General features: G+C 68.5%; 6 protein-coding genes. All 6 read right to left on the reverse strand.

Annotation, left to right across the window (positions count from 1 at the left end):
- Window positions 1–133: 133 nt before the first annotated feature.
- The gene (locus G3N92_RS10615) at window positions 134–925 is read right to left on the reverse strand and encodes an ATP-binding cassette domain-containing protein (protein WP_206127424.1); all 792 of its coding nucleotides are present in this window, start codon (window positions 923–925) and stop codon (window positions 134–136) included.
- Window positions 926–1062: 137 nt separating this feature from the next.
- Window positions 1063–1941, reverse strand: a complete 879-nt coding sequence (locus tag G3N92_RS10620) for an ATP-binding cassette domain-containing protein (protein ID WP_206127425.1) — start codon at window positions 1939–1941, stop codon at window positions 1063–1065.
- 32 nt (window positions 1942–1973) lie between these two features.
- Window positions 1974–3974 (reverse strand): Fe(3+)-hydroxamate ABC transporter permease FhuB, encoded by a 2001-nt coding sequence (gene fhuB / locus G3N92_RS10625; protein ID WP_206127426.1) that lies wholly within the window; start codon window positions 3972–3974, stop codon window positions 1974–1976.
- Window positions 3967–4878 carry an ABC transporter substrate-binding protein gene (locus tag G3N92_RS10630; RefSeq protein WP_206127427.1) on the reverse strand — a complete coding sequence of 304 codons (912 nt, stop codon included), beginning with the start codon at window positions 4876–4878 and terminating at the stop codon, window positions 3967–3969. Before G3N92_RS10630 ends, fhuB begins: the two co-directional genes overlap by 8 nt.
- Before the next feature lie 69 nt (window positions 4879–4947).
- Window positions 4948–7428, reverse strand: a complete 2481-nt coding sequence (locus tag G3N92_RS10635; protein ID WP_241014713.1) for a penicillin acylase family protein — start codon at window positions 7426–7428, stop codon at window positions 4948–4950.
- 49 nt (window positions 7429–7477) lie between these two features.
- Window positions 7478–18454 (reverse strand): non-ribosomal peptide synthetase, encoded by a 10977-nt coding sequence (locus tag G3N92_RS10640; protein WP_206127428.1) that lies wholly within the window; start codon window positions 18452–18454, stop codon window positions 7478–7480.
- Between the last annotated feature and the right edge of the window lie 60 nt (window positions 18455–18514).

Raw genomic sequence — 18514 nt, forward strand, 5'->3', positions numbered from 1 at the left:
ATCGCGCCAAGGCCCGCGGCCGCCCCGCCGAGCGCGAGCGCCGCCAGCCGCGCGAGCGCCTGCCGCCGCGACGAACGCATCGCGTGCGCCGAAGCCGCCGAATGCGCCGAATACCCCGAATGCGCGCCGCCGCTCATCGCGGATACCCGATCAGATGGCCGCCGGCCGGATCGGCCATCACGCCCATCGGCACGCCGTAGATCGCTTCGAGCGCCTCGGGCCGCATCACGTCGCGCGGCGTGGCCTGCATCAGCAGCTTGCCGCCGCGCAGCGAGACGAGCTGGGTACAGAAGCGCGTCGCCATGTTGACGTCGTGCAGCACCACGATCGCCGTCATGCCGCGCTCGTCGCAGAGCGAACGGATCAGGCCCAGCACTTCGAGCTGGTGGCCGATGTCGAGCGCCGAGGTGGGCTCGTCGAGCAGCACGCAGCGGCTGTCCTGGGCGATCAGCATGGCGAGCCAGACCCGCTGGCGCTCGCCGCCGGACAGGCTGTCGACCGGGCGCTCGGCGTAGTGCAGCACGTCGGTGGCGGCCATCGCCGCCTCCACGCGCTCGCGGTCGTCGCGCCCGAAGCGGCCCAGCGCGCCGTGCCACGGGTAGCGGCCGAGCTCGACCAGCTCGCGCACCAGCAGGCCGTCGGTTTGCGGGGTGGTTTGCGGCAGGTGCGCGATCTGCTGCGCGAAGCGGCGATGCGGCCAGCCGCCGAGCGGCTCGCCGTCGAACAGGATCGTGCCGCGCGTCGGCGCATGCAGCCGCGCAAGCAGACGCATCAGCGAGGTCTTGCCGGAGCCGTTGTGGCCGATCAGACCGATCACCTCGCCGGCCGGCAGGTCGAGCGTGATGTCGTGCAGCAATACCTTGCCGCCGATCGCGAAATCGACGTGGGAGAGCCGGTACAGCGGAGTGCCTCCGGAGGTCGTCATGTCAGTGCCGAATGGTCGTGTGTCGTGAGAGAAACGGCGCAAACCTGCACCGCTTCCTGCCTGGGCATCGCGGGCCGGGCGAACAACCGGTGCGGCATCGCGGCGATCCCCCCGCCTCGCACCGGTTCGCCGCCGGCCTAGAGCACGAAGCTCACCGGCCCGCCCGTCTCCGGATGCGGCATCACGCCCATCGCGATGCCGTAGATCGACTTGAGCTTGGCCGGCGTCATGATCTCCTCGGGCGAGCCGCGCTCGATCAGCTTGCCGCCCTGCAGCGCGACGATGTCGTCGCAGTAGCGCGCGGCCATGTTGACGTCGTGCAGCACCACGATGATGCCGAGCCCGCGCTCCTGCGAAAGCTGGTGCACCAGCGACAGCACCTCCACCTGGTGCGCGACGTCGAGCGCCGAGATCGGCTCGTCGAGCAGCAGATAATCGGCGTTCTGCGCGATCAGCATCGCGAGCCAGACCCGCTGGCGCTCGCCGCCCGACAGCGTGTCGACATGGCGCTCGGCGAAGCGCGCGACGTCGGTCAACGCCATCGCCTCGGCGATCTTCGCGCGATCCTCCGCGCTGGCGCGGCCCAGCGCGCCGTGCCACGGATAGCGGCCGTAGGCCACCAGTTCCCTGACCAGCACGCCCGAGGTGGCCGGCGGATGCTGCGGCAGATACGCGACCTTGCGCGCGAAATCGCGCAGGCCCCAGGCATCGAGCGGCTTGCCCTCGAATTCGATCGCGCCGCCGGTGGGCGCCTGCTGGCGCGCGAGCATCTTGATCAGCGTGGATTTGCCCGAGCCGTTGTGGCCGATCAGGCCCACCACGCGGCGCGCCGGCAGCGTCAGCGACAGATTCGTGACGAGCGCGCGCTCGGGAATCGCGAACGACACGTCGCGCAGCACGAACACGCTCTCGCCCTCGCCAGGCGCGCGGCCGGCGCCCGGGGCGGCATGCGCCTCGCGGGGCAAAACGGTGCGCGTCGTCGGGGCCGGTGCGGAAATGGCGGCAGTGTCGGTCATGGCAGAGACGGTTGAAGAGGCGGAGCGCGTGGTCATGAACGCTGCCTCCACATCAGAACGAGGAAATAAGGACCACCGATGAAGGTAGCGAACAGGCCGGCCGGCACCTGGTAAGGAAACAGCACGTTGCGGCCGAGCCAGTCGGCGATCACGAGCAGCAAGGCCCCCACCAGCGCGCCGCCGAGCGCCTGCGGCACGGGCCGGCGAAAGCCGAGCAGCTGTGCGAGATGCGGGCCCATCAGGCCGACGAACGAAATCGGTCCGACGATCAGCGTGGCGGCGGCGGTCAGCACGGCGGTCAGCATCAGCATCAGCTTGCGCTGACGCGCGACGTCCACGCCGAGCGCGCGCGCGGTGCCGTCGCCGAGCGGCAGCATGTCGAGCGACCGTGTGAAGAGCGGCAGCACGAGGCAACCCGCCACCGCCACGGCAATCGCGACGAGTGCGTCGAGCGGTTCCACGCGATACGTCGAACCGGCCAGCCACGACTGCAGGATCTGCATGCGCGGGTCGCCGCTCATCATCAGCAGCGAGGCAAAACCGCTGAACACGGTGGTCACGGCAATCCCGGCCAGCACCAGCCGTTCGGGAGAAAACCCGTTGCGGCGGCCGAGCGCAAACATCAACGACAGCGTCGCGAGCGACCCCGCGAACGCCGCGGCCAGTTGCGCGAACTTGTCGGGCGACGCGACGAACAGCAGCAGCAATACCAACCCGAGCGAGGCGCCGGAGGAAATGCCGAGAATTTCGGGGCTGGCCATCGGATTGGCGGTCATGCGCTGCATCAGGACACCCGCCACGGCGAGCATTGCGCCCGCGGCAAGTGCTCCAGCCATGCGCGGCGCACGCAACGGCAACAGCGGCCGCAGCGCGTCGAGGCTCGCGAAACGCCAGCCCGCCGTGTCGTGGTTGAAATCGAGCGAAAGCCAGGCACACACGGCAAGCAGCGCGACGCAGACGATCACTTGCCAGGCATGCGCCCCACGCGCCGTCACGCGATGCGCGAGATCCGGCGACGCCAGCGTTTCGCTTTTCAGTCGCGGCAGAAGCCATAACAGCAAAGGGCCACCCAGTAGCGCGGTAGCCGTGCCGGTCGGCACCTCGGTGGTGATCGTTCCGGCCAGTTGCACGGTCTGGTCGGCGATCCACAACAGACAGGCGGACAGCACCGGCGCCCACACCAGCCGGGCCGCAAGCGTTCGGGCGCCCGTCAGGCGCGCCAGCGCCGGCCCCGCCAGCCCGATGAAGCCGAGGATCCCCACCGCGCTCACCACGCATGCCGCGAGCGCGGCGCCGAGCACCATCGCGGCGCCACGGATCGCACGCACCGGCAGCCCCAGGCTGCGCGCCGTGACATCCCCCATCTCCAGCATCGCGAGCGGCCGCGCCAACAAGCCCGCCAGCACGAACCCGCCAGCCAGGCGGGGAAGCAGGAAGTGAACCGTGCTCCAGTCGTTCTGATTCAACGCACCGCTCTGCCAGATGAAAATCGAGATCAGGCTCTCCCCGAAAATCAGCTGCATTACCGACGAGATCGATCCCGCACACAGCGTGACAACAAGGCCGGCGAGTATCAGCGTGAGCGGCGACAACGCACGCCCCCAGGCGATCGCGAGCACCAGTGCGACCGCAGCGAGCGCACCGCCGAGCGCAACCCACTCGCGACCGAACGCAAGCATCCAGGGAAACCAGATCGCGGCGAGCGTCAGCGCAAGGCTGGCACCGGCCGCGACACCGAGCGTGGTCGGCTCGGCCACCGGATTGCGCAGCACGTACTGAAAGATCAGGCCGGACAGACCGAGCGCCGCGCCGCTCATCAGCGCGACCGCCAGGCGCGGCAGGATCGCATAGCGCACGACCACTGCCTGGAGATCGACAGGATGCGCCTGCAGCAGCATCGCCCATTGCGACGCCGGCAGGCGCAGCGACAGCAGCCAGACCGTCTCGATCGCCGCAATCAGGGCAAGGACCAACGCCAGCAAGGCGGGGCTGACGGCGCGGCGGGACAATGGCGCCTCGATCAAGCTAGCCATGTCGCGCCTCCGGTTCGATGAAAATACGTCCCAGATTGTCGGCAAACGTCGACGCCAACGGCAGGGAGCCGTACACGTCGAACAGCGGAATGGGATACAGGCGGCCCGCCCGCACCATCGGCAGATTCGTCCAGAACGGGCTCGTCGCCAGTTGCTCGAGCGCCGTGCGCGTGTCGCTGCCGTAATTCACGTAGATCAGGTCCGCATCGGGATGCGCGACGAGCTGCTCCACGCCGACCGTCGCGAACCCGAAACCATTGGTGCGCCCTTCCCATGCATTGGGAATCCCGATCCGCTTCATGACGTCGTACATGATGCTGTTGCGGCTGTAGACGACCACGGAGCGGCCGCTGCCATCCATCGTCACCAAATAGGCCGGTCGGCCGTTCCGAGGCGGGAGCGCGGCGGCAATTCTCGCGATCTTCGCGTCGAGCGCCGTCACGTAATCGTCGGCCTGCCGGGTGCGCCCGACCAAGGCCGCCAACCGCCGGAAGCCGTCGATCGCGCGATCGTAAGCGCCCGGCTCGCCGTTGTAGATACCGAGATCCATCACGGGCGCGACGCGCGCCAGCATCCGTCGCACGCTCTCGCTCGTCGTGCCGGTCACGATCAGATCGGGCGACAGCGACATCAGCACTTCCAGATTCGGCTCGATCGGCTCGCCGGTAATGGGGATGCCAGCCGGCAACGGCGGCTCCCCTCCCATCGATGCGTAAAAATCGCCCGCAGGCGCACCGACCGGCCGCATGCCGAGCGCCAGCAGCGATTCGGTGGCGGCGCGATCGGTCGTCGCGACGCGCGACGCGCGCGTCGCCGGCGTCGCGGCAAGCACCGGGGGCGCACCGATCGCCGGCACGGCCAGCAGGGCCGCTTGCAGGAACTGACGTCGAGTCTTCGACAACATTCAAGGCTTTCCATTCGGTTTCGGCCGATCACGTGGCATCGCTGCCCGGACCCGCCGAGATTGCATGCATCAGGGCAGGACGGCGTCGCTTCCGTTCAGGACGACCGGTACCGCCTCGCCGGTTTGCTCCGCTCGATCGGGTGCCGCGCCGAGCTGCACCGTCGTCCACTGACGTTGCTGATATCGGCGCGTGCCGTTCGCATGGAACGGCGACGCGGGATCGTCCGATTCGGACGGGGCCAGCAGCGTGTGCGCCACGGCGCCGGTCGCATCGAACGACACCACCTGCAGATACGTGTTGCCGAACAGGCTCGACGTGGCGACCGGGCGCCCCGCCCGTTCGTCGGTGGCGCAGGCCGACGTGAAATAGCCCGGATCCTCGCAGCCACCGAAGAGCGGCACCGGCGTGCCGCCGAGATCGACGCTCAGCACGTCGCCGCGTGCCGCATCGAGCGCGAGCCCCTTATCCTGCATCGAGGCGACCGCGGCACCGAGCACACGCGCCAGCGACGCCGGATCAGCCCGCAGGTCGCGCGGCGTGTTCACCGGATCGGCCGGATCGAACGGCACCGCGTACAGCGTCGCCGGGTCGATCTTCTGGAGCGCGGCCCACACGGCGTCCCACAGCACGGCGCCGCGATCGTCGATGGCACTCGTGTTACGCCAGCCGCGCAGCACGCGGCACGCGTCGTCGATCGACACCGAACGCTGCACGCCCGGCTTCCCGGGCACCGGCAGCGTAACCGATTTCACCGTGCACGCCGCGTCGAGCAGCGGTTGCTTGAACAGCTCGGCCGACATCGCCCGGCTATCGAGCGCGAACTGGCGCACGTCGGCGTCGCTGGCCTTGGCGCCCGGATAACCGTCGGTGCCGGCAATTCGATGCTGCGCGAACCAGTAACCGAAGCGCGCACGCAACGACAGGCCTTTGCCCCAAGGACCGAAGATCGCGGGATGGCGCGTCATCGGCGCCGCCGGATTCGCCAGCCAGTAGCTGTTGTTCATGTTGCCGACGAAATCACGCCGCAACAGCGACGGCATCTCGTCGGCCGCGAACGTGCCGGCCTGTGCCGCACCGGGCGTGTCGCGCCAGGCGCATGCCGCGCGCGAGCCGTCGAGGAACGGCACGCCCGGCACGAGGCGATCGGCCAGCTTGCCGACCGGCGTGGTACACGCCTCGGCCAGCGCATCGGGCACGTTCGGCACGGCGCCGATATCGGCGTACCAGACGCGCGGATCGTTGCGGCCGATCGCGACCGTATTGACCCAGGGCATGGCGGCAAGGCGCTTCTGCGTGGCGATGAACTGGTCGAGCGAACGCGCCTGCCCCCATTCGAGGAAATTCTCGAAGATGCGGAAATTCTCCGCATTGACGTCGGCGATCGCGTAAGCCTTCGTCGCACTCCATCCAAGCTGCGGTGAGAACTGGCTCAGGCTGATCGCGGGCCCGAAGCGCGTGCGGTACAGCGTACGTTCGACGGCCTTCAACGAGCCGTCCGCCTGACGTACCTGCACCGACAGCGGCACCGGAATCATCGCTTCCGGCTTGCCTTCATAGCGATAGGTGGCCGGTTGCCCCGGATCCAGTGACAGGTCGAAGATACCGAAGCGGCGCGTGCTGGAAACGGTATGCGTCCAGGCGACGTCCTTGTTGAAGCCGATCATCACCACCGGCACGCCGAGAAACGATGCGCCGCTGACATCGAGCTTGCCCGGCAACGTCAGCCGCGCCTCGTAGAAGCGATCCGGCCCCGCCCAGAACCAGTGCGGATTGCCGAGCAGCACCGGGCGGCCATGCTGGCCGCCATCGGCGCCGAAGGCCAATGCATTGCTGCCGATGCCGACCCGCCCGCCCACGGCGAGCTGGTCCGCCAGCTGTTTTTCGTCCGGCAACGCCGCGTGCGGCGCCGCTTCGTGCGCAGGCTGGCCGCCGGCCGACGGCGGCTGCGCATTCGCAATGGCGGTGATGAAGCGGGTCATGCCACCGGCCAGATTGGCGGCATAGAGCCGCCGATAGACATCGCCCTCACCGATCGGCGCGACCCACGCCGCATCGCGGCACGCGGCATGCGCACCCGGCGCACCGCCCATGCGCAACTCGCCAAGATAACGGTCGTAGCCGGCCGCGAAACCGCGCACGAGGGCGCGAATCTCAGGCGACTGGCTGTCTCGATAGCGCGCGACGGCCGCATCGGTATCGACCAGCCGGAAGAAGAAATCGGAGTCGAGGTTCGACGGATGCCCCAGCGTGGAGGCATCGACGAGCTTGCCGTCGCCGCCGAAGTAGCGGGATCGCTCCCCGCGGTAGGTGACGAAGGCCTGCGCCATCGTGCACAGATTGTCGGACGCCTGCGCATAGCCGTCGCCATAGCCGAGGCTGCCCCAATCGTCGGCGGTGACGTGCGGAATGCCGTCGGCGGTACGGGACAGGCTCGCGTGATAGGCAGCCGGCCCATGCGCCGGGAACGACGAGCAGGACACCGTCGCGGCGGCGGCCAGCAAGGCGCCGGCCATGCCGCGCAGGCGCTTCAAACCATCGAAACACATCATTGAAATCGGGCTCTTTGTTACGTCGGTGTGATGTCGGTCAGGTTCGGGATCAGTCGATCAGGTCGTCGAGCAGCGCTTGCATGTCACTCACCGTCTGCTGCTGCGCGGCCTTCGACGCCTCGAGGCCGGCCAGTGACGTCTGCGCCATCTCGCTCAGCGTCGCACCGGAGAAGAACGCCGTCAGCGGCACCTCCACGCCGAGCTGTCGCGACAGCCGGCGCTGCGCCTGCAAGGCTAGCAGCGAATGCCCGCCAAGTTCGAAAAAGTTGTCGTGGCGTCCGACACGCGGCACGGCCAGCACGTCGCGCCAGACCTCGGCCAGCGCCTGTTCCGCAGCACCGATCGGCGCTTCGTAGTGTTCCAGGCGCATCTCGGGTGCCGGCAGCGCCTTGCGATCGATCTTGCCGTTCGGCGTCAACGGCAGCGCCTCGAGCAGCACGAGCGCGGTCGGCACCATATGGGCCGGCAGCGATTCGAGCAGCGCGTCGCGCAGGCCGGCGGCGTCGAGTGTCTCGCCCGCCACCGTGCAGACGTAGGCGACCAGCCGCAGGCCGCCCCCGGCGCCCGGCAGCGCCGTCACGACGGCCTCCCGGACAGCCGGCTGCATCACGATCCGCGCCTCGATCTCGCCGAGCTCGATGCGGAATCCGCGGATTTTCACCTGGTGGTCGATTCGGCTCAGATAGTCGAGCGTGCCGTCGTCGCGCCAACGCACCAGATCGCCGGTCCGGTAGAGACGCGCGCCGTCCGCCCCGGCCGCGAACGGATCCGGCACGAAGCGCTCGGCCGTGAGGCCCGGCCGTTGCCAGTAACCTCGCGCCACGCCGGCCCCGCCGATGTAGAGCTCGCCGGGCGCACCGAGCGGCACAGGATTCATCCCGCCATCGAGCACGTACAACTGCGTGGCCGCGAGCGGGTCGCCCAGCGACGGCAAGCCCTCGACACGCTGTGCCGACGACCAGATCGTGGTCTCGGTCGGCCCGTACATGTTCCAGAGCCGCACGCCCGCATCGCGTAACGCGGCGGCAAGATCGGGCGGCAGCGCCTCGCCGCCGCACAGCCCGGTCAGGTCGCCCTGCCAGTCGGCATCGAGCAGCATCCGCCAGGTCGACGGCGTCGACTGCAGGATCGTCGCGCCGCTCTCGCGAATCAGGCGGGCAAGCGCCGCGCCGTCGCGGGTCGTGTCGCGATCCGCGATCACGACTCGCGCGCCGCTGATCAGCGGCAGGAAGAGCTCGAGCCCGGCGATGTCGAACGACAGCGACGTGACCGCGACGAGCCGGTCGTCAGGCGTCATGCCAGGCACCCGGCGGGTGCTGAGCAGGAAATTGGTCAGTGCATCGTGGCGCACCATCACGCCCTTCGGACGGCCCGTCGATCCCGACGTATAGATCATGTAGGCCATCTGGGCGTCGCACACCGTCACGGCCGGCGCGCCGTCGGGCTCGCCGGACAGGTCGAGCGCGTCGATGTCGAACACGGTCGGCGCTCCCGGCACCGTCAGGCGATCTCGCACGGCAGCCTGCGTGAGCAGCACGGAGAGCGCGCTGTCCTCGACGACGTAGGCGATCCGGTCCGCCGGGTATTCGGGATCGATCGGCACATACGCGCCGCCGGCCTTCAGCACCGCCAGGACCGACACGAGCATCGCGATCGAGCGCTCGACGGCGATGCCGACGCGCACCTCCGGCCCCACGCCGGCCGCCATCAGGCGATGCGCGAGACGGTTCGCGCGGCGATCGAGTTCACGATAGCGCCACGCCTCGCCACCGAACACGACGGCCACGGCATCGGGCGTCGCGGCGGCCTGCTCGCCAAACAGCACATGTACCAGGCGCGTCTCGTCGAACGCCTGCCGGCTGACCGCGCGCGAGAGCGCCGCCTCCCGCCCGGCGCGATCAAGCAGCGACACGGTACCGACGCAGGCTTGCGCGCCCGCCTCGACGAGACCGCACAGCGCGCGGTCGAACTCGCTGCCGAAGCGGGCGACGGCCGATGCTTCGAATTGCGCGAGCGAGAAATTCATCGTCATCGTCAACCGCTCCGCCACCGTGGCGGTCAGCGTCAGCGGATAGCTGGTTTCCTCGCGAAACGCGAAGCGCCCGAACGACAGGCCAGCCGGCGCCGCGGCCTGCAGCGCCTCGTCGACGGGATAGTTCTCGAACACGAGCAGCGTATCGAACCATCCCTCGGTGCCGGCGCCCGTCCAGCGCTGGATCTCGTAAAGCGGCGCATGGGCATGTTCCTGCGACGCGATCCCCTGCGCCTGCAATGCCTGCAGCCATGCGCCGATCGGCGTGTCGGCACGCGGCGCCGTCGCCACCGGGACCGTGTTGATGAAGAGACCCAGCAACTGCTCGACGTCGACGAGCTCCGCGGGGCGGCCGGCGACCGTCGCGCCGAACGCCACCGATGTCTGCCCGGTATGGCGTTGCAAGACCAGCGACCAGGCCGCCTGCACGAGCGTGTTGACCGTCACGCGGCACGCGCGGGCAAAGGCCACGAGCCGTTCGGTCGCGGCTGCGTCCAGTTCGACCGTGCAGTGACCGCGGCCGGCGGCCATATTGCCATCGGCGGGCAGCGGCCGGGACGCGATCCGGGTGGGCGCATCCTGTTCGGCCAGCCGTTCACGCCAGTAGGTTTCGCTCGCGCCGGCGTCGCGCCGTCCCAGCCATTCGATGTAGTCGCGATACCGGCCGCCGTTCGCGGTCGTCACGCCCCCGTCGTAATGACGCAGGACCTCGCCCATCAGGCGCGACATGCTCCAGCCGTCCATCAGGATGTGGTGATGCGTCCAGATCAGGTGATGCGACTGCGCGCCCGTGCGCACCATCACGAGGCGTTGCAGCGGCGGACGCGTCAGGTCGAAGCCCTGCTTCAGCTGGTCGGCGGCCAGCGTGTCGAGCGCCGCGTCCAGCCCTTCGCGTTCGCGCCAGTCGTGCTCGACGAACGGCAGCGCGACCTCGGACGCCACCCATTGCAGCCAGGCATCGTCGCGCTGCACGAAAGCCGTGCGCAGGATCGCGTGATGACGGGTGGCGGCTTCCCACGCGGCCACGAAGCGGTCGACGTCGCAGCCGCCGATATCGATCCGCATCTGGTTCAGATACGTGCTGCCGGCCGGTGCCAGCAGGCTGTGGAACAGCATGCCGGCCTGCATCGGCGACAGCGGATAGATGTCTTCGATCAACGCGGCCTGCATCGGCAAGCGGTCGATCTCGGACTGGGTCAGCGCGGCAAGCGGGAAGTCCGACGGCGACACGCCGGCAGCGCCGCACGTGCAGTACGCGATCAAGGCCTCGAGTTCGCCGACATAGGCCGCCAGCAAGCGGTCGACTGTCGACGCCTCGAAGCGCTCGCCGCTGTAGGCCATCGATATCGACAGCATGCCGTCGTAGACCTTCGCGCCGATCGACAGATCGTGCGTGAGCGCGGCGGCCGGATCCATCGCCTGACCGGAATCGTCGCTCGACGGCCGCCAGCCGGCGTCCGATGCAAACACACGATCGAACTGGCCCAGGTAATTGAACGCCACCGACGACGGCGTCATCGCCGCCAGCGCCGACTGTGCGGCGGTATCGCCGAGATACTTGAGCAGGCCGAACCCGATGCCGCGCCCCGGCACGGCACGCAAGGTTTCCTTCACGCGCAGCAGCGCCTCGCCGGGTTGGCCGAGCGGCGCCAGACAAACCGGATACAGGCTCGTGAACCAGCCGACCGTGCGGCTCAGGTCAAGGTCGTCGACGCTGTCCTCGCGACCGTGCCCCTCCAGATCGATGCGGATCGAATCGGTTCCCGTCATCGCGCACAGCGCCCGTCCCAGCGCAGTCAGCAAGATATCGTTGATCTGGGTACGGTAGGCGGCGGGCACGTCCTGCAACAAGCGGCGCGTCAGTGCGCTGTCGAGCTGGCGCGATGCGGTGCGAACGTCGGCGGTCAGGGCGTCGCGATCGGCGTGATCGGCACGCGGGCCGACCGGCGCCGCGGCAATCTCCGTCCAATAAGGCAACTCGGCCCGCACGGCTTCGCTGCGCGCACGGTCGGCAAGCCGCTGCGCCCACTCCTGATAGCTCGCGCCACGGGACGGCAGCACCACGGCCTTGCCTTCGGCGATCCGCGCATAGGCCGTTTGCAGATCCTCGAGCAGGATCCGCCACGACACGCCGTCCACCACCAGATGGTGGATCGCCAACAGCAGGCGCCAGCCGCCGTCGGGCAGCCGGATCACCAGCGCTCGCAGCAACGGCCCGTCGCCGAGGTCCAGGCTGCGCTGCGCTTCCGTGCAACAGGCGCCGATCTCGTCGGCATGCGCGACATGACGCTCCCACAGCAGCGTGGCCCGTGCGGCCACTTCGGCATCGTCTGCGTACGCCTGATGCCAGGCCTGCATGTTGTCGCGCGTGGAGTCGTGCGTGTAACGCAGACGCAGCGCGCCATGGTGCGCGACCACCGCGCGCAGCGCTTCCGCCAGCATCTCGCTGTCGAGCGGCTGCGTCCCTTCGAGCAGGACGGACTGGTTCCAGTGGTGGCGCTGCGCCATCGGGATCGCGAAGAACCACGACTGAATGGGCAGCAGCGGCACTCCGCCCGACTCGACCGCTGGCGCGGCAACGCGCGCCTCGATGCGCTGCGCCACGCTCGCCAGCAACGCGAGTGTCTGGCGCTCGAACATCTGCCGCGGCGTGATCTTCCACCCCGCCTCGCGCGCTCGCGCCACAATCTGCAGGCTCAGGATCGAATCGCCGCCCAGCTCGAAAAAGTTGTCGTGACGGCCTACGCGCTCGATGCCCAGCACGTCGCGCCAGATCGATGCCAACGCCGCTTCCGCCTCGCCCTCCGGCGCTGCATATACAGCCGCCGATTCGAACTCCGGCTGCGGCAACGCCTTGCGATCCACCTTGCCGTTCGCCGTCAGCGGCAGCGCCGCCAGCGGCAGAATCGCCGTCGGCACCATGTAATCGGGCAGCGTCGCGCCCAGCGCCGTGCGCAGGGCTTGCCCGTCCAGCGCGGCATCGCCCTTCGCCGTCACGTACGACACCAGCCGCGCCCCGCTCGGGCCTTCCTGCGCCAGCGTGATCGATTCCCGCACTCCGGCCTGCGCCAGCAGTTGCGCGTCGATCTCGCCCAGCTCGATCCGGAAGCCGCGGATCTTCACCTGATGATCGATCCGGCCCAGATATTCCAGAGCGCCGTCCGCCGTCCAGCGCGCGAGATCGCCCGTGCGATACAGGCGCTCGCCGTTCGCGCCGAACGGATCCGGCACGAAGCGCTCCGCCGTCAGGCTTGCCCGATTCAGATAACCGCGCGCCACGCCCGAGCCGCCCACGTACAGCTCACCCGTCACGCCCACCGGCACCAGGTTTCGTTCGGCATCCAGAACGTAGATGCCCAGATCCGGAATCCGCACCCCGACCGGGCTCACGCCTTCGTTCAGATCGTTCGCGCCGATCGGGCGGTATGTCACGTGCACCGTCGTCTCGGTGATGCCGTACATGTTCACGAGACGCGGCTGCGCATCGCCGAAGCGCGCGATCCACGGCGCCAGTGTTTGCGGCTCCAGCGCCTCGCCGCCGAAAATCACTTCGCGCAAGGCCAGCGGCTCGCCGTCGTAAATCCCCGGCACCGCCATCAATTGACGGAACGCCGACGGCGTCTGGTTCAGCACCGTCACGCGCTCGCGACGCAGCAGCGCCGCGAACTCTTCCGGCGAACGGCTCACCACGAACGGCACCACCACCAGCTTGCCGCCGTAGCACAGCGCACCGAAGATCTCCCAGACCGAGAAGTCGAACGCGTACGAATGGAACATCGTCCAGACGTCGTTCTCGTCGAAATGGAACCAGTGTTCGGTTGCGTCGAGCAGGCGCGCCACGTTGTGATGCGCGAGCTGCGCACCCTTCGGGCGGCCCGTCGAACCCGACGTGTAGATCACGTAGGCCAGATTGCCCTGCGCCACCTTCACGGCCGGGGCCGTATCCGGCTCCGAGCTCAGATCGAGCCCGTCGAGTTCGAGCACAGCCAGCGACGACGGAATCGGCAGCGTGTTGCGCACGCCGCTTTGCGTCAAAACCAACGCGATGCCGCTGTCCTCGATCATGTAGGACAGCCGATCTTGCGGATAATCCGGGTCCAGCGGCACGTAAGCGCCGCCAGCCTTCAGGATCGCCAACAATCCGACGATCATCTCGATCGAACGCTCGACCGCGATGCCCACGCGCACTTCCGGACCAACGCCGTGCTTCGCCAAACGATGCGCGAGGCGGTTGGCGCGTGCGTCGAGTTCACCGTAGCGCAGCGATTGTTCGCCATAGACGACGGCGACCGCATCCGGCGTCGCTTGTGCGCGTGCCGCGATGCGTTCGTGCACCGGCAGCGCATTCGGATAGGCGACGTCGTTGCGGCCCCAGGTCAGCAGTTCGTCGCGCTCCTGCGCGTCGAGCAGCGCGATCTCGTCGACGCCGCTCGACAGGTCGCCCGTCAGCGCTTCGAGCACGCGCACGTAATGGCGGCCGAAACGTTGCATCGTGCCGACGTCGAACAGCTCGCGCGCATAACGCAGGCTGACGTGGAGCGCGCCGTCCGGCGTCTCGTGCGTGTTCAGCGTCAGTTCGAATTGCGCCGCACCTTCGCCCAACTCGTAAGCCTCGATCGACAGACCGTCGAGGTGTTCGAGCGCGCGGTCGTCGCTGCGCTGATGATTGAACGCCACCTGGAACAGCGGCGTGTGGCTCAGGCTGCGCTCCGGCTGCAGCGCATCCACCAGCACGTCGAACGGCAGATCCTGATGCGCCTGCGCCTCGAGGCATCGCGCACGCACCTGCTCGAGCAGCGATGCCAGCGTCGTGCGTCCGTCAATGTCAGCCTTCAACACCTGCGTGTTGACGAAGAAGCCGATCAGCCCCGCCGTCTCCGGCCGGTCGCGGTTCGCCACCGGCACGCCAACGCGAATATCCTGCTCACCCGTATAGCGATGCAGCACCACGTCGAACGCCGCCAGCAACACCATGAACGGCGTCGCATTGTGCTGCCGCGCCACGCGCACCAGCGCACGACCCAACCCAGCCGGCAGGTCGAGCCGCTCGCTCGCAGCCCGATACGCGCCCAGCGCCTGGCGCGGGCGATCGGCCGGCAAGGCCAGCACCGGCTGCGCGCCGCCGAGCCGAGCGCGCCAGTAAGCCAGTTGGCGATCCTGTTCGCCGGCCTCGAGCCAGCGTCGCTGCCAGACCGCGTAATCGGCGTACTGGATCGGCAACGCATCCTGAACGAACGCCTGGCCCGACGTCAACGCTCGATAACCGTCGACGAACTCGCGCAGCAGCACGTCCATCGACCAGCCGTCGGACACGATGTGATGTATGGCCACCACCAGCACATGCTCGCTCGCTCCGACACGCGCCACGCCAACGCGCAGCAACGGGCCGGAGGACAGGTCGAACGGCTGCTCCGTCAGTGCCGCCACCCAGTCGGACAGCGCTGTGCCTGCGTCGTCGGCTCCTGACAGGTCGAGTGCCTGACGATCGTGCGGCAAGGCCGCGTGAATCCGCTGCCCGACCCGTCCGTCCGCATCCTCGCTGAACGTGGTGCGCAGCGATTCGTGGCGCATCACCAGCGCATCGAAACTGGCATGCAGCGCCGCGACGTCGAGGCGTCCGCGCAGTCGAACGGCGCCCAAGATGTGATAGGCGCCGGCGTGCGGCTGAAGCTTCCACAGGAACCACTGACGCTGCTGCGCATGCGACAGCGGCAGTTCGCCATCGCGCGGAACGACCGTCAACGGCACGGCTGCGGCGTCGTCGGGCAGAGCCTCGCGATCCCGCGACAGATCGATCGCCACTGCGAGCGCGGCGATCGTCTGGTGTTCGAACAGGAGCCTCGGTGCCATCGGCACACCGGCCGCGGCGGACCTGGCCGCCACTTTCAGGCTCAGGATCGAATCGCCGCCGAGTTCGAAGAAATTGTCGTGCCGGCCGATGCGCTCGCATCCGAGCACTGCCGACCAGACATCGGCGAGCATGTGCTCGACGGCACCGACCGGCGCCGCGTAGTGCGCCGAGGCGACGAACGACGGATCCGGCAAGGCCTTGCGATCGACCTTGCCGTTCGGGCTCAACGGCAACGCGTCCAGCACCACGAACGCCGACGGCACCATGTACTCCGGCAGTACCGCAGCCAACGCCGCGCGCAGCGCATCCGGCTCGGCGCGGCCACCGGCCTGGGCGGTCACATACGCGATCAGGCGCTTTCCGTTCGCGCTCTCGCGCGCCACGACCACCGCCTCGCGAATCTCGTCCCGCGCCAGCAGGTTCGCCTCGATCTCGCCCAGTTCGACGCGATAACCGCGGATCTTCACCTGATGATCGATCCGCCCGACGAATTCGAGGTCGCCGTCCGCATTCCAGCGCACCAGGTCGCCCGACCGGTACATGCGCGAGCCATCGGCTTCGAACGGATCCGGCACGAAGCGTTCGGCCGTCATTGCCGGTGCGTCGAGATAGCCACGTGCGATGGCGGCCCCGCCGATATACAGTTCGCCGATCGCGCCCGGCGGCATCCGTTGCAGACCGGTGTCGAGCACGTACAGCCGGCGCATGCCGACCGCTACCCCGACCGGCACGTAAGGCTGCGTCAGCGTCGTTCCGGCGTCCGCCTGCCACAGCGTCGGGCTGATAACCGTCTCGGCCGGGCCGTAGGCATTGAAAATCCGTTGCGCGCACAAGCGGTCGCGCACCGCCTCGAAGCCCGAACGGGACCAGGCCTCGCCACCGACGATGCAGCAGCGCAGCGCCAGCGTACCCGGCGCGGTCTGTCGCGCCAGTTCGTCGATATAGGCCGGCGGCAGATACAGCACGGTCACGCGCTTTTCGCGTACCAGGCCGATCAGCTGCGCCGGGCTCATCAGCGGATCGTCCGCCAGCACGATGGCCGCCTTCGCCAGCAGTGGCGCCAGCCATTGCTCCTGCGCCGCGTCGAAGCTGATCGAGGCGAACTGCAACAGCCGGTCGTCCGGCTGCAAGGCGTAACGGGCCGACACGGCATGTGCATGCATCGCCAGTGCGGCATGGCTGACCGCAACCCCCTTCGGGCGCCCCGTCGAACCGGAGGTATAAATCAGGTAGGCGAGATGCCTGCCGTCGATCGTCACATGCGGCGCGGTGTCGGGGCCGGCCGACAGATCGAGCGTATCGACCGCGAGCACGTCCACCCCGGCCGGCACCGGCACGCGCGCCACGAGATCACCGGTCGTGAGCAGCAAGGACATGCCGCTGTGCGCCGTCATGGCCGCCAGGCGATCACGCGGATAGTGCGGGTCGAGCGGCACGTAGGCGGCCCCGGCCTTGAGGATCGCCAGCAAGCCCACGATCAGGTCAACCGAACGGCCAATCGCGCAGCCCACCCGCATTTCCGGCCGGATGCCGAGCGCGACGAGCCGATGGGCGAGCCGGTTGGCACGCAGGTCGAGCTCGCGATACGTCAGCGACTGTTGCCCGCACACGACCGCCGTCGCATCGGGCCGGTCGGCGACACTGTCCGCCAAGGCGGACAGAATTGTCGGGTGCCCATTCGACCAGGGCGCAGCACCGCGACCCAGTTCATCCAGGCGCCGCCGCTGCGCTGCGTCGAGCAGATCGAACGCGCCGATCCGACGTACGTCCGGCGCGCCCGTCAACTCGGCCAGCAAACTCGCATATGCCTGCCCCCAGCCCGCCACCGCAGCAGCATCGAAACGATGCGCGGCATAGTCGAACTCGAGTTCGATGCCGGCGGCGTCGGCCGTCACGGACAGCGTCAGGTCGAACTTGCGCTGCGCGGCCGGTGCGGGAATCTCCTTGACATCAACGTCGCCGAACGCGACGCGACGCGTATCCGCCACCTTGTAGTCGAACAGCACCTGAAACAGCGGATGCCGATCGGCCAGGCGCGGCACGCCGAGCTCGGCAAGCAGCGAATCGAACGGCAGGTTGCCGTGGTTCATGGCGTTGACCGACGCCACGTGAGCGGCACGCACCACGTCGCCCAGCGTCGCCGAAGGCGACAGCGCGGCGCGATACACATGGGTATTCACGAAACATCCGATCAGCGGTTCGACGTCGGGCCAAAGCCGGCCGGACGACGGCACGCCGATCAGGAACGAGGACTGGCCCGACGCCTTGCCGAGCACGACCTGCCAGATGCCGAGCAAGGCCGCGAACCGGCCGACACGGTGCGTCGCGCAATACGCGTCGAGCGCCGACAGCGTGGCGTGATCCAGGCGCTGCACGAGATGGCCGGTCGCCTCGGCGGCGATGCCGGGCGCCGCGCTGTCGGGCAATGACAGGGCTTCCGTGGCGTCGCCAAGATAGTTGCGCCAGTACGCCAGATCGCGCCGACCGGGCTCCCCGGCCAGGTAATCGCGCTGACGCAACGCGTAGTGGCGGTACTGCTGCGGCAGCGCCGGCAGCTCGGGCGGCATGCCGGAACGGCGAAACACGTCGTAGGCCGCGGCGAGCTCCTGCATCCAGATCGCATTCGACCAGGCATCGGTCACGATGTGATGCATCGAGAACGCCAGCAGCGTCTGACGGGCCCCGATGCGCAGCAGCGCGGCGCGCACCGGCGCGGCACTCGCCAGATCGAACGACCGCGCCCGATGGCGCCGCACGAAATCGGCAATCGTCTGCTCGACGTCATGCGTGGCAACGGCCGGCGGCTCGATCGTCAAGGGGAACTGAAAAGCGGGATCGACGACCTGCGACAGCGTGCCATCCACGTCGACGATGCGCGAACGCAGCACGTCGTGCCGGTCGCTCACGTACTGCAGCGTCTGGCGCAGCGCCACCTCATCGAGGTCGCCTTCGATCAAGTAGATCCGATCGAGGTTGTAAGCGGTGGACGCCGGCTCGATCTGCTGCAGGTACCAGAGATTGCGCTGGATCGCCGACAGTGGCGCCGCCCGTTCTCCATGTATCTCGTTTCCTGCGCCATGATCCGCCTTGACGGCGGGATCCTCGAGCAGCAACGCGAGCAGATCGCGTTCAACGTCATCCATTTCCATTCCGTTCCTCGATCGTCTTGCACCGGTCGACGCCCAGCCAGTCGACCGGTCGGA

The sequence above is a fragment of the Burkholderia sp. Ac-20379 genome, from assembly GCF_017104645.1.
GTDB lineage: Bacteria > Pseudomonadota > Gammaproteobacteria > Burkholderiales > Burkholderiaceae > Burkholderia.

Bases quoted from the DNA above. Each gene is read 5' to 3' on its own strand.
- G3N92_RS10615 (WP_206127424.1), bottom strand. From the start codon at position 925: ATGACGACCTCCGGAGGCACTCCGCTGTACCGGCTCTCCCACGTCGAT.
- G3N92_RS10620 (WP_206127425.1), bottom strand. From the start codon at position 1,941: ATGACCGACACTGCCGCCATTTCCGCACCGGCCCCGACGACGCGCACC.
- fhuB (WP_206127426.1), bottom strand. From the start codon at position 3,974: ATGGCTAGCTTGATCGAGGCGCCATTGTCCCGCCGCGCCGTCAGCCCC.
- G3N92_RS10630 (WP_206127427.1), bottom strand. From the start codon at position 4,878: ATGTTGTCGAAGACTCGACGTCAGTTCCTGCAAGCGGCCCTGCTGGCC.
- G3N92_RS10635 (WP_241014713.1), bottom strand. From the start codon at position 7,428: ATGATGTGTTTCGATGGTTTGAAGCGCCTGCGCGGCATGGCCGGCGCC.
- G3N92_RS10640 (WP_206127428.1), bottom strand. From the start codon at position 18,454: ATGGATGACGTTGAACGCGATCTGCTCGCGTTGCTGCTCGAGGATCCC.